Source organism: Brevibacillus sp. IT-7CA2 (genome assembly GCF_949767855.1).
Lineage (GTDB): Bacteria > Bacillota > Bacilli > Brevibacillales > Brevibacillaceae > Brevibacillus.
The window spans coordinates 14,905-27,389 of record NZ_CATKQT010000009.1; the positions used below are offsets into that span (position 1 = coordinate 14,905).

Below are 12,485 nucleotides of genomic sequence, written 5' to 3' on the forward strand. Positions count from 1 at the left end.
GGGCTTTTTGCTGCTGTGATTATTTTACGTTGGAAACTGTCGGACGATCGGCTTGAATGACTTCAAAGCGATAGCCTTTTGCTTTCAAGTACGAAATGATTTCGGGAAGAGCTTCAGCCGTTGGCGACTTGGTGCTGGAATCATGCATCAAGACGACGATCTCTTTTTGTGACTTTACTTGCTGCTTTATATTTGCCAGTGTTTGAGCGGCTGTGTATTTATTGCTTCTTGCATCGCCGTTTGTTACATTCCAATCGATAAACGCATAGCCAAGTTGTTTCGCCTCTGCTTTGATCGCCTGCATGACTGTATGCTGCTTACTATAACGTTTGGGATCTTGATATTTCAAACTGACGGTATTCGTGCTGCCACCAGGATAGCGGAATATTGTTGGTTTTACGCCGGTTGCTTTTTCAATCATTTGACTGCCTTTTTCCACGTCTGCAAAAAAGCTCTCCATGTTTTTGTAAACAAGCTGATAATTATGGGAATACGAATGTCCTCCCACCGCATGTCCTTCGGCTACAATCCTTTTGAGAATGGCTTCATGACCAGCTACCTCACGGCCTACAATAAAGAAGGTGGCTTTGACCTGATGCGTTTTCAGCGTATCCAAAACGCGTGGAGTTACAGAAGAAGGTCCATCGTCAAAGGTTAGATAAGCGATCTTCTCAGAAGACTTCGGTGTCTGAGGGATCGGTTTTGTAGCTGGTTCAGGCTTCTTCGTTTGATTGGTCGTTCCATTATGATTGCCAGGCTGCGGTGGAGTCGGTGTTTCTGGCTTTTCTGGTTTGGATGGTTTCGGTTGTTCTGGTTGCTTTGGTTGTTTTGAGTGTTTCTGTTGAAGCGGCTGCATCGAGATAAACGGTTCATCGCCATAGATCAAATATTTTTGCCGCAGCTCTACAAATTTCTTAAGATCCGTTTCATAGGAAGAAACAATCTCCTGTGGGGATTTGCCTTGTTCGAGAAGCAGACCGATTTTGTTGGTACCCATCACTTTGTCGAACATGGAGATTTGCATACTCGTACTTTTTGGCATAGGGAATGGCCGCAATTGCTTGGCATAAGCCAGCGCGTAAATACCTGTTTTTACCGGATTAAATTGATGTAGATCGTTGATTTGAAGGCGTACGCCCCCAGCAGTTCCTTTATTCTCAGGAATAAAGATGACGCCTGGTAGAAGACTTCCATTTAACAGATCGGCGTACTTGTGCGAATCTAGACCCTCTGCCCCGATCCAAGTGAAATGGTCGCCTTGACGAATGGGGGTACCCTCACCCAAACCAGTTGCCATATACCCGAAAACCGAGGTCAAGTTAGGGATGTGCGGAGAACTCGGAATCCAGGCTAAACCTGTCTGTTGATAAATCATGTTGCGTGAATACCCTTGCATAGGAACGACGGTAAGATCTACACCAATGGTACGGTTGAAAAACAATGCCAGCTCTCCGATGGTCATGCCATGTGCAAGCGGGAGGGTATCCACTCCGATAAAGGAGCGGTAAGGCAGTTCAACGACAGGACCCTCGACAATTGCTCCGCCGAGAGGATTCGGTCGATCCAGTACCATTACTTCTTTTCCTTGTTCCTTTGCAGCTATCATGGCATATTGCAAGGTGGATATGTAAGTGTAGGTTCTCGATCCGATATCCTGCAAATCGACGAGTAGAATATCAATGTCTTTCAGCATTTCTGGTGTCGGCTTGCGTGTTGAGCCAGACAAGCCGTAGACTGGTATAGCGTAGACGGGATGAACAAAGCTCGTTACTTGTTTTCCTGCGACCGTTTTTCCGTCGAGGCCATGTTCAGGTGCATACAGAGTGGTTAAATGGACGGAGCGATCACGTCGTAACATGTCGATCGTGCTAACCATTTGACTATTGAGACCTGTTTGATTCGTAATCAACCCAACTTTTTTGCCTTCAATGAGATGGTGGAACTGATTGAACAGTACATCACTTCCCAATTGGATAGCAGTCGTATTGGCGGAGCTTCCTACTGGAGGAATTAAAGTTAAGATAAGTGCCAGGATGAGGAAAGGGAGAAATTTGTTCATCATTCATTGCCTCTTTCAAGATAAAATACTGTCGCTTCTTGTCTATTGTAACGGTTTTGGAAAGCAAGATGGTTGCATTTTTGTAACAATTTGAAATTAGGTCAAAAGGAGGAGGAAAAAGTAACGTGAAAGAGGAGCGTTCCTAGGAAAGAATGATCTTTTGAAAGGGAGACTACAGGAAAATCTTGAAACAGCCTTCATCCTATAGTAGATTAAGAATCGTATGAACCTTTTTGGAAATGGAGTGAATGTTTTGCTAAAAAAAGTAACCTCATTACTGCTAGCGATCGCCCTGGTACCGATGGCAGCATTTTCTGCAGCGGCAGCGCCTGTAGCACCTAAAACCGTACAGAATGCTGTTAAAGTGGAGTACAATAAAAAACAAATTGCGTTTCCTGACCAAGCACCTATTATTAGCCAGGGGCGTACACTGGTTCCGATTCGTCCGATTGCAGAGAGTCTTGGTTTTGAAGTGCAGTGGAACGAAGCTACTCGTACCGTAACGATTAATAAAGGGAAAGATAACATCAGACTGGTCGTTACACAAAAAATTGCCAAGAAAAATGGACAAACGATCAACTTGGACGTGCCTGCACAGATTGTGAACAAGCGTACTGTAGTACCTGTTCGTTTTATTGCGGAAGCGCTGAGTTACAAAGTAGATTGGGATCCAAAAACTCAAACCGTTTTGATTGCAGATAATGTGAACCCTAATCAAGTCGGACAACAGGAAAAACCAAAAGATCCGACGAAACCAGACGAGAAAAAGCCTGAGCAGGTTGCATTTATTGACAAGGAAAGTGTTGAAGGTAAGACCTTTTCTTTAGCTAATTTGGGAGTTTACCAAATCGTCGGTAAAGTAGAACCTGGAACAGAGGTTACCGTAACGTTGGAAGACAAAACATACGAAGTTGAAGTAACTGCTGAAGGTACTTTTGAGTTTTACCAATCCACGAATGATGGAATCAGAGGCTACACTCTCAATGCTGAAAAAGACGGCAAAAAGGATACATTTGAAGGTGACTTCAATAAGACGAATTAAGGTAGCTACTTCCTGAGTAAGAACACCTCCTGCACATCACACTAAGTGCAAGGAGGTGTTTTTGTTGTGAGACGAATGAGTGGGAGTATCATTGCTGTGCTCCTGTTTGCCGGCTTGCTGACAGGGTGTTCGCCTAACAAAGAACAGGGCACCGAAGATCAGAACGGAAATAAGGCCAAATTTGAATCTCTCGGGATTAACATCCAGAACGATAACGTCGCTAGGGACAAAGGACCGGCAGCCATGATTAGCCAAAAGATGGTTCATCAGCGAGAGCCGCAGCTAGTGACTCACTTGGAAGGGCATGCGGAAAAGCTGCCCGGAGTAACCGATATTAAGGTGTTAGCGTACAAGGATAACTTGATTGTAGGTGTGCTGCCAGTCGATACACCGAAGCCTGACGAAGTCAATCCGCGGACGTCGATCCCGTATACGCCTGGGAAAATTGTGCGGGTCGATAATGGACATCCAGATTCGCTGCATAAACGTGTTGTGGATCGGATGAGATCACGCTTGCAGGCAGAAACACGCTTCAACATCTTGTACGTGTCTACCAATCGCGCAGTTTATGACCGAATCGCAAATTTGCATTCACGAATTACGAACGGAGAGCACATCAGTAACGAAGAATTCCAAGTCCTGTTAAATGATATTGGACATACTGTTACCGGATATAACTTAGTGGATTGAAAGAGCACCACCTGGACTCCCGGGTGGGCTTTTTGTCGGTTAAGGGCAAAATGGCAGGAGAATAGTTAGAAATGGGGAAATAGTCAAAGAAGAGCAGGAGAACGGCAAGGAGTGCACATATTATGATTCCAATCCACATCCCTATATCCAAAATAACTCCTCCAGGACAGAAGCCATACGTCTTACGGCGACCTGCATTGGCGAAAAAATTACGCCTGTTGAAATATACGCAGCTTTGTCTCATTCATGCAGCGACAGGCTATGGCAAAACAACTTCTCTGGCTACATTTCTACATGACGAAGCACTGGCTGCGTCCTGGTATATCATTCAGGATGGAGACGATGCTCTTCTTGCGTTTGGCATCTGTCTCGTCGAAAGTGTTCGGAAGGTTCATCCTGATTTTGGACAGGTATTGCGAGAGCAGCTCATACGTATCACAGAGCAAAGTCCGGTGCACTCCATAGATAGTAAGGTACTTGTCGACTGGTTCGTCGGGGAATGTGTACAGCTCCAGTCGGACCACATACTTGTTTTGGACCATTACGAACGAATTGATGATGGTAGTGACGTTGATCGATTTATTCAACGGTTAGCCGAGGCTCTTCCGCAAAAGGTCAAGCTGGTCATCTTAACGCGCTCTCGACCGAAATGGTCCAATCTCGACTTGTTGTCCGCAAGAGGAGAGTGTCTGGAACTTACAACAAATGACCTTTCTTTTACGCTGGAGGAGAGTGAAGCCTTCTATTCTGATCAATACGACATCACGTTGTCCGAAGACGATTGGGGCCGAGTGGAAGAAGTGGCACAAGGCTGGGTGATGGCGCTTCGCACTTTTGGTGAAATGGTAACGAGGGGGCAGACGGTTTCTGACAGTCTGCGTGAGTTATCGCGATTGCTGCATTTGCTGGAAGTGGAAGTCTGGACACAGCTGGATGCAGATATGCAGCGCTTCTTGATGGAGGCAGCGGTTCTCGAACAATTCGACATGGAGGACTGTAAGCAAATACTCGGGGAAGGATGCATCGAGCACCTATTGGAAGCACAGCGTTGTAATCTTTTTCTGCATGTCCAAGCAGGATCTCATTATTTCTTTCATCCACTTTTCCAGCGTCTCCTCTCTAGCAAGCTGGCTGCGAATCAAACGACGTACGTGCATGTCAATCACAAGGCCGCAGGATGGTACAGACGTAAAGGGGACGAGGCAAAAGCTTTTGGGCGGTTGCGTCTCGTGGAGCAGTGGGAGGTGCTGGGAGAATGGCTGTGCCAAGCATCGGAAAGATTGCTGCAAGAAGGGAAGCTGGACTTTTTATATGAGTGGATAACACTGTTACCAGAGCACATCAAGTGCGAACAGCATTGGCTGTTGTTTTATCAGGGCGAAGTAGAACGCTATCGCTGTCTATATGCGAAAGCATTTTCTTCTTATGAGCAATTTTTGAAACAATGTGAAGATAAGCAAGATCAAATCGGATTGTGCCGAGGGCTGGAAGGGCAAGCACGCGTTCATCTCGACAGCGTACAAGGCGTCCGGGCAGAAGAACTGCTCAAGAGGGCGATTCAACTGTTGCCCCCATTTGAACAAGAGAATGAAATGGCGCCGAGGCTATACCGCTTGCTGGCAGAAATTTATACGAATCGCGGAGATGCCAAACAGGCGGCAGCTTGGTATGAGCGGAGTCAGGAATTAGAGCAGCAGACGGAGGTTGAGCTGGAATCACGCCTGTTGTTCCGGACTGGCCGATTGCAGTCCTCTATTCAGCTATTGGAGAGTAAGTGGCAGGTAGAACAGAGGAAGCATCCTCCGCTGACCAGATCGTATCGGGAAACCTCTTTGCTGCTATCTTTTGTGTATGCATTGAATGGTGAATGGGAGCGAGGGTGGGAATCTGCAGAAACTGCCATACAACTTGGACGTGCAGCGCATTCACCTTTTGTAGAGGCGAATGGCTATGTTCGAAAAGCCCATGCGGCCCTCATCAGTCAAACATTGCCTACGGATGAGATTCGCCAGGTTTATGAAAAGGGTTTGCAAATCATGGAGGAGCTCCAGTCGACACGCGGAAAGTCAGAAACGCTTCTGGGACTAACCCTGCTTTACGCAAGAGAAAAGGCACTCGACCAAGCTCTTCTGTATGGCAACAGGGGGATACAAGAGACAGAGGCAATGCGCGACGACTGGTTAGGCAGCCTAGTACGGATGGCAATTGGGATTGCATACGCCAAATATGGTAAAGAAGAGGAAGCGTGGGCTACCTTTATCGATTGTGCCGACAGACTTAGTCACTGCGGAGATAGCTACAGTGTCGTCATTTGCCAATTGTGGCTGAGCTTCTTGGCTTATCGCAAAAAACAATGGGATTTGTTCGTACCTGCGGTGACGCAAGCTCTGTCCTTGATGAAGTCTGGTGAATATCAATTCCTTCTTCAGAGACCTACTCTGCTTACACCGCATGATGTACAGCAGCTCATGCCAATTTTGATTGAGGCAGAGCGCCGAAAGGTATCGCCGGATTACGTGTCTCAGCTGTTAAATGATTTGGGCTTGCAAAACGTGACGTTCCACCCCGGGTATACCCTTCGTATTCAGACGCTGGGCGCGTTCCGTGTGTGGCTGGGAGAGCGGGAACTGAGTGAAAAGGCATGGCAGCGAGGGACGGCCAAGCTGTTGTTTCAGCTTTTATTGACGAAGAGACATCATTTGTTAGCCCGTGAAGAAATTATGAACCGACTATGGCCAGACAGTATCGAGGAAGCGGCAATCCGCGATTTTAAAGTGTCACTGAATGCGTTGAACAAAGCCCTCGAGCCAGATCGTGCCGCCAGAACAGATACATTCTTCATTCAACGCCATGGCAGCTCTTACGGTTTTAACCTGGCATCGGGTTACCATATGGACGTCGAGGAATTCGAAAAGCTCGTTACATTGGGCTTGGCAGAATCAGATAGGCGTCAGAGCGCCATCCTTTTAGAAAAAGGGCTCGCGTATTACATGGGCGATTACATGCCGGAATGCCGTTATGAGGATTGGTGTGTAGAAGAGCGTGAGAGGGTGCAGGCTCTGTTTTTACGCGGAGCAGAGAGGGTAGCCAAAATCATGCTAGAGGATGGGCAATTGGAAAAAACGATCCGCTGGTGTGAAGCGATTCTGCGGGTGGATGATTGTTGGGAGGAGTCATACCGCTTACTAATGACTGCGTATTATCAGCAAAATAATCGGACACAGGCCATCCGCTGGTACGAAAAATGTGTAGTAAAACTAAGGGAGAACCTCGGTGTCGCGCCAATGCCTGCAACCATGGAGACTTACTTCCAAATTATAGAGAAGTAAAAGATCGCCCACAAAGCGATCTTTTTTTTGTACATAGAAGTAATGGCTGCTTGACAAAACTAGGAAGTATTCGTAATATAATCTTTGTACTGACCAGTCAGTTCAAAAAATCGAAAGGGGACAGGAGTGATGGCACCATCAAAAAAAGATCAAATTGCGAACGGAGCTTTAACCGCATTTGCCCAATTGGGATATAGCGAAACGACCATGGATGCAATCGCGGAAATGGCGCAGGTGGCAAAAGGAACACTCTATTATCACTTTTCCACAAAGGAAGAGCTGTTTTTGTACGTGATAGAAAAAGGCGTGAAGATGCTGATTTACCATGTAGATAATGTGATGCAAAATGAAGAGCTTTCCTTGGAGGATCGCATTCTGAATGTGCTGGATGAGCATCTTCGCTTCTTTTCCGAGAATCAAGATTTGTGTTTCCTGTTGCTGAGTGCCTTCTCAGGAGATGGACAGCGCGACAGGATGGTTGGCAATCTGTTAGGTGGCTATTTCAGTACGATGGAGTCACACATGCTGGAATTGCAACAGCAAGGGTATATCCGGGCAGATATCGAGATTCGTACACTCGCTTCCGCGTTGTTTGGCATGGTTGGTTTTACCGTACTTCGCAAGCAATTTCGCAAAGAGCCAGTGAACAGTGCCGCAGATAAACAGACGCTTCGTTATATGCTTTCAGGAATGTTTCAAACCAAATAACGTCTAGAGAAACGTAAAACAAGAGGAGAAGACAGATGAACAAACGTGCATGGATCGGTGTAGGTAGCTTTGTAGTCGGTATTGCAGTACTTGGAACCGTATTATTTGGTTCAAATGCGAGTAGCATGGCTGGTCAAAATACAACGAAATTAGCAGGTGTAATCGAGGGAACAGAGGTAGACCTCTCTTTTAAAATGGGCGGTTCCATCGAACAGCTCTCACTAAAAGAAGGAGACGAAGTAAAGGCAGGGCAAGTAGTCGCCACGCTAAACAGCGCGGAAATTCTCGCGAAGAAAGAACAGGCGGAAGCTGCTTACAAGCTCTCTCTCGTAAAATTTGATCAGGCGAAAAAAGGAGTATCAGTGACGGATAACTCCAGCAATGCCCAAGTCGACCAAGCGAAAGCAGCAGTCAACGCGGCGCAAGCGCAGCTTGACGCAAACAAAAATGGAGCGCGTTCAGAAGAAATTACGCAGCTCAAAGCGAAATTGCAAGCAGCACAAACTTCGAATCAAATTGCTGCGACGAATTTGGAACGAATGAAAAAATTAATGGCGGAAGGTGCCGTTCCACAAGTGAAAGTGGAAGAGGCGCAGATGCAAGCAGATAAGGCGCAAGCGGAGTTTAAAGCAGCAGAAGAGCAGTTGAAAATGGCTCAAACTGGATCGCGCAAAGAGCAGGTCGATGCCGCACAAGCACAGCTGGATCAAGCAAAAGCTGCATACAACCAAGCTGTAGCAGGGAGAGGGCAAGTTGGCTTGAAGGAGCTAGATGTTAAATCCGCAGAAGCGAACGTCATGCAGGCAAAAGGTGCGCTAGCAGAAATGGAAGCCTATGTGAACAACACCAAGCTGACAGCTCCACTAGACGGTATTGTAAAATCAGTTGCCGTTCAAAAGGGAGAGCTAGTTTCCCAAGGCTTCACTGTTTTGACGATCCAAACGAAAGCAGACAACTATGTCAAATTTTATGTAAATGAATACATGCTCGCGAATGTGAAAACAGGCAATCAAGTAAAATTGTTTGTCCCTGCCCTGAGCAGAGAAGTAGACGCCAAAGTGGTTACTGTAGCTCCTGCTGCTGACTTTGCCGTAAAAAAAGCGACACAAGAACTCGGTGATCGTGATATTCGTTCCTTCCAAGTGAAGCTGCTGGTGTCCGATCCGGAATTGCGTCCAGGCCTGACGGTTGAGTGGCAACTTGAAGGAGCTGGTAATGGTGAATAGTTTCTCTCACCTGTTCTGGAGCGAATGGAAAAATCTTTTTGCAAACAAAACCATTCGTAATATTCTCTTCCTCGTTCCGCTGATTTATTTGACGATGTTCGGCTTTTTGTACAGTGAGAAAAAAGTGATGGAGATTCCTACTGTGATGGTGGATGCCGATCAAACCGAATTGAGTCGTGAGCTCTATCGTGCCTTTGAGGTCGATCATACATTTCGGCTCACGTCTATTGTAGGAACAGAAGAAGAAGCAATGAAATTGGTTGACAAGGGCGAAGCAAATATCGCCCTGATCATTCCTGCTGGATTAGAAAAGGATGTGAAGGCTGGGAGAGAGGCAGAGGTACTGACTGTTATCGACGGCAGTAACATCATGATTTCGAATACGGCCGTTCGAGCAGCGAATACAGCGATTAAGTCTGTTTCAGCAGGAACCACACTGAAGAAGATGGAAGCACTTGGCGGCTGGGGAGAAAAAGGGAAAAACATGTTTACGGGTATCGACTATCGATACAGAGTGTTGTATAACCCGACCTTCAGTTATCTGTCCTTCATGGTATTCGGACTTGCAGGTACAGTGCTTCAGCAAGTGCTGTTCCTTGGAATTGTATTGTCGGTTGCCCAACAAAAAGAAGAGGGTACCTGGAGGGATACACTCTCTCGCCATAGCTTCTTCGCGATCACCGCAAGCAAATTGTTGCCGTACTTTCTGGCAGGAACCCTCAATATGTTCCTGGCGTTTACACTGATGTTAAAAGGTTTTGATATCCCTTATTACGGAAGCACGTTCGATCTGATGCTACTAGCTACCATGTTTAACTTGGCGGTATTGGCTATTGGTTATGCCATCTCCTTTGTGTCCAGCAGCCAACTTCAAGCTACTCAGATCGGGATGATGATTGCAGTACCTTCGTTCATGTTATCTGGCTATACTTGGCCACTCATGTCGATGCCAACCGGAATTGTCGCGATTGCAAAATCTTTGCCGCTGACGTATTTCTTGAATGGTGTCAGAGAAATCTTGACGAAGGGACATGGTCTGTCAGCTGTCATGAATGACTTTATCGTTCTCGGCTTCATGACAATCATCGGGTTGTTCGCAGCCTATCTCATTTATTTGTTGCAGATAAGGAAAATTAAGGGAAAAGTAAGTGAGCAAACAGCGGTATAAATTGCAATTGCATAGGATGAATTGGCTACGCTACAGCTTTGGCGTAGCCTTATTTGTGCTTATATGATGCTCCTCATCATCTTCCGAAGCAGTCTGCTTGTATAAAAATAACCCTTGTGTAATAAATAATCTTTCCTTTATACTTATTATAAAAAAGGCAGATTCTTCAACATTAGGGGGACTTTATGTCAGCGACTCATCTAAAGCAATTGTGCGAGGAGACGTACACCAAGTTGAAAAAGGTCAGCATGGAAGTGGAACGTTTTTTAAATCAGGTTACCCTAGCTGGTCTTGTATCCGCGTCAGGTGATCCTGAAGAATTTGAAACGTATTACCGTAACTATCTTTCCGACTTGCGCCACCTTTTGGTTTACTGCGAAAATGCATACGAAAGGCTGGGAGTATCGCTCCGACGCGCACGATTTCATGAGGAGTTTGCCGAGGAAGTATTGTATCAGGTATACCATACCTGTATAAATAACTTCTACTACCCCAAAGGTGAGGTTTACGAAGAAGATGGGCGGTTGGCCTATACGGGTCAGGACTGTATCATTTTTCGCAAGCAGGTGGTCCCTGAGTTACAGCAGTTGACCTTGTCCTTATCGAGAGTATTCGAACCGATGCGTAATGATCTTCAATATTACGAGACAGACTATATTGTGAAAAAACAAATGCAACAAGAAAAAGCACGGGCTTAAAAGATTCGTGCCTTCATAATAAAGTGAAAAAAAGGTGGAATCGACCACCTTTTTTATTTTGGACTTTTTTCTCGGTTAGCATACGAACTCTGGATCAGTTCGTATGCTTTTTTGTTCGCTAAACTATTGCCCACTAAAGCGCAGACGTTGAAAGAACTTATTAAGCAAGCCGCCGATTGTTTTTGGAGGTTGTTCTGTTTTGACTCGCTCGGCCGGCTGGGCTTGGCGAAGAGCCTGGTTCACATTGATCATACCGTACCCATATAACTTATCGTGCCCAGGAGCACCGAGGTCAGTCGAGGATTGTCTAATGAGATTCATCACGTCTTGGGTATTCATATTGGGATGAACGGAACGGATGAGCGAAGCGAGTGCAGCGACATGAGGGCACGCCATCGAGGTACCTGATAGCGAGGCATAGTCGCTAGAAATGTACGTGCTCGGAATATCGACCCCAGGAGCAGATACATCCACATAATCACCAAAGTTGGAAAAATCGGCGCGTTCTTTACGATGATCGACAGCGGCAACGGCAAGGACTTCGTCATAGGCAGCAGGAAAGCTAGGCTGATCGCTCGCATCGTTTCCGGAAGCAGCGACTAACACGACATTTTTATCAAAGGCATAGCGACATGCTTCCCGCAGAGCAGCAGAAGAGGTGTAGTTACCTACACTCAAGTTGATGACATCCGCTCCGTTATCTGTCGCCCAATAAATGCCTTGTGCGATGTCCACGGCTGATCCCGAACCGTCTGCGCCAATGGCTTTGATCGGCATGAGCTTGCTATTCCAGGACATCCCGGCAATGCCATCTCCGTTATTCGTTTTCGCTGCTATGACACCTGATACGTGGGTTCCGTGACCATTATCATCTTCAGGTTTGTTACTGCCATCCAAAACGTTGTAGCCTTTGACCAGCTTACCAGCAAATTCCGGATGCTTCATATCCACACCTGTATCGACGACTGCAACGATGACATCACTGCTGCCTTCGCTGACGTCCCAACTTTGCTCCATGCCGATCAGCGGAAGATTCCACTGGTATTCCTTGTAATACGTATCGTTTGGTTTCACGTTCGGGAGTAAGAGGTAATTTGGCTCAGCAAATACGGAGTCAGGATGTTCAGCCAGTTTTTTCATGAGCTGCTTGGTAGTCATACTCTTTGATTTGATAATGAGAAATTTGTCAAAATCACGTTTGATCTTGGCATCCAAAGAAGAAACGAGCTGATCAATTTTTTCTTGCTTGGGGCGTGGTGAAAAGCGCACGACGACTTCATTTTCTACATAATGACTGCGGTCACGCTGGTTATGATGAAGCGTTTGAATATGGCTTTTTTTCTCCAGGTCACGACGAATGTCTTTCACCTGTTCAATGTAGTTAATGCGGGGAATTCTCGCCTGAACCGATGTCACGCGGGGATGAGGTTCGCGCATTTCCTGTTCTGCATTCTGATTCATCCGAAACGGGACAACTACGAGGCCGACCAAGGCAACAGCGGCAACAATAGGCCAAACGCGCAAAAAAACTCACTCCCTCCAGTGCTGTTGTCTATAGCGTGCAC

9 protein-coding genes are annotated in these 12,485 nt (G+C 46.3%); 7 read left to right on the forward strand and 2 right to left on the reverse strand.

Annotated features, from left to right (window positions below):
* Positions 1 to 19 precede the first annotated feature (19 nt).
* The gene (locus ACM6JA_RS05675) at positions 20 to 2,059 is read right to left on the reverse strand and encodes an exo-beta-N-acetylmuramidase NamZ domain-containing protein (protein WP_414851529.1); all 2,040 of its coding nucleotides are present in this window, start codon (positions 2,057 to 2,059) and stop codon (positions 20 to 22) included.
* A 223-nt stretch (positions 2,060 to 2,282) separates the two neighbouring features.
* Between ACM6JA_RS05675 and ACM6JA_RS05680 the strand changes: the two genes are divergently transcribed.
* The 7 genes from ACM6JA_RS05680 (at position 2,283) to ACM6JA_RS05710 (ending at position 10,920) form a co-directional block, all read left to right on the forward strand.
* Positions 2,283 to 3,101 (forward strand): copper amine oxidase N-terminal domain-containing protein, encoded by an 819-nt coding sequence (locus ACM6JA_RS05680; RefSeq protein WP_414851530.1) that lies wholly within the window; start codon positions 2,283 to 2,285, stop codon positions 3,099 to 3,101.
* 75 nt (positions 3,102 to 3,176) lie between these two features.
* Positions 3,177 to 3,791, forward strand: coding sequence for a sporulation protein (locus tag ACM6JA_RS05685; protein ID WP_414851596.1), 615 nt, complete (start codon positions 3,177 to 3,179; stop codon positions 3,789 to 3,791).
* A gap of 122 nt (positions 3,792 to 3,913) precedes the next feature.
* Positions 3,914 to 7,120 carry a BTAD domain-containing putative transcriptional regulator gene (locus ACM6JA_RS05690; protein WP_414851531.1) on the forward strand — a complete coding sequence of 1,069 codons (3,207 nt, stop codon included), beginning with the start codon at positions 3,914 to 3,916 and terminating at the stop codon, positions 7,118 to 7,120.
* Positions 7,121 to 7,249: 129 nt separating this feature from the next.
* Complete coding sequence (locus tag ACM6JA_RS05695) at positions 7,250 to 7,828, forward strand: TetR/AcrR family transcriptional regulator (protein ID WP_173620890.1); 579 nt, start codon at positions 7,250 to 7,252, stop codon at positions 7,826 to 7,828.
* A gap of 35 nt (positions 7,829 to 7,863) precedes the next feature.
* Positions 7,864 to 9,054 carry an HlyD family secretion protein gene (locus tag ACM6JA_RS05700; protein WP_414851532.1) on the forward strand — a complete coding sequence of 397 codons (1,191 nt, stop codon included), beginning with the start codon at positions 7,864 to 7,866 and terminating at the stop codon, positions 9,052 to 9,054.
* Entirely contained in the window at positions 9,044 to 10,222 is a 1,179-nt protein-coding gene (locus ACM6JA_RS05705) for an ABC transporter permease (protein WP_414851533.1), read from the forward strand. The genes ACM6JA_RS05700 and ACM6JA_RS05705 overlap by 11 nt, the downstream gene beginning before the upstream one ends.
* A gap of 185 nt (positions 10,223 to 10,407) precedes the next feature.
* Entirely contained in the window at positions 10,408 to 10,920 is a 513-nt protein-coding gene (locus tag ACM6JA_RS05710; RefSeq protein ID WP_414851534.1) for a YpuI family protein, read from the forward strand.
* A gap of 123 nt (positions 10,921 to 11,043) precedes the next feature.
* Here ACM6JA_RS05710 and ACM6JA_RS05715 read toward each other — a convergent pair whose 3' ends face one another.
* On the reverse strand, positions 11,044 to 12,444 hold the full coding sequence (locus tag ACM6JA_RS05715; protein WP_414851535.1) for a S8 family peptidase: 1,401 nt from the start codon (positions 12,442 to 12,444) through the stop codon (positions 11,044 to 11,046).
* Positions 12,445 to 12,485 lie beyond the last annotated feature (41 nt).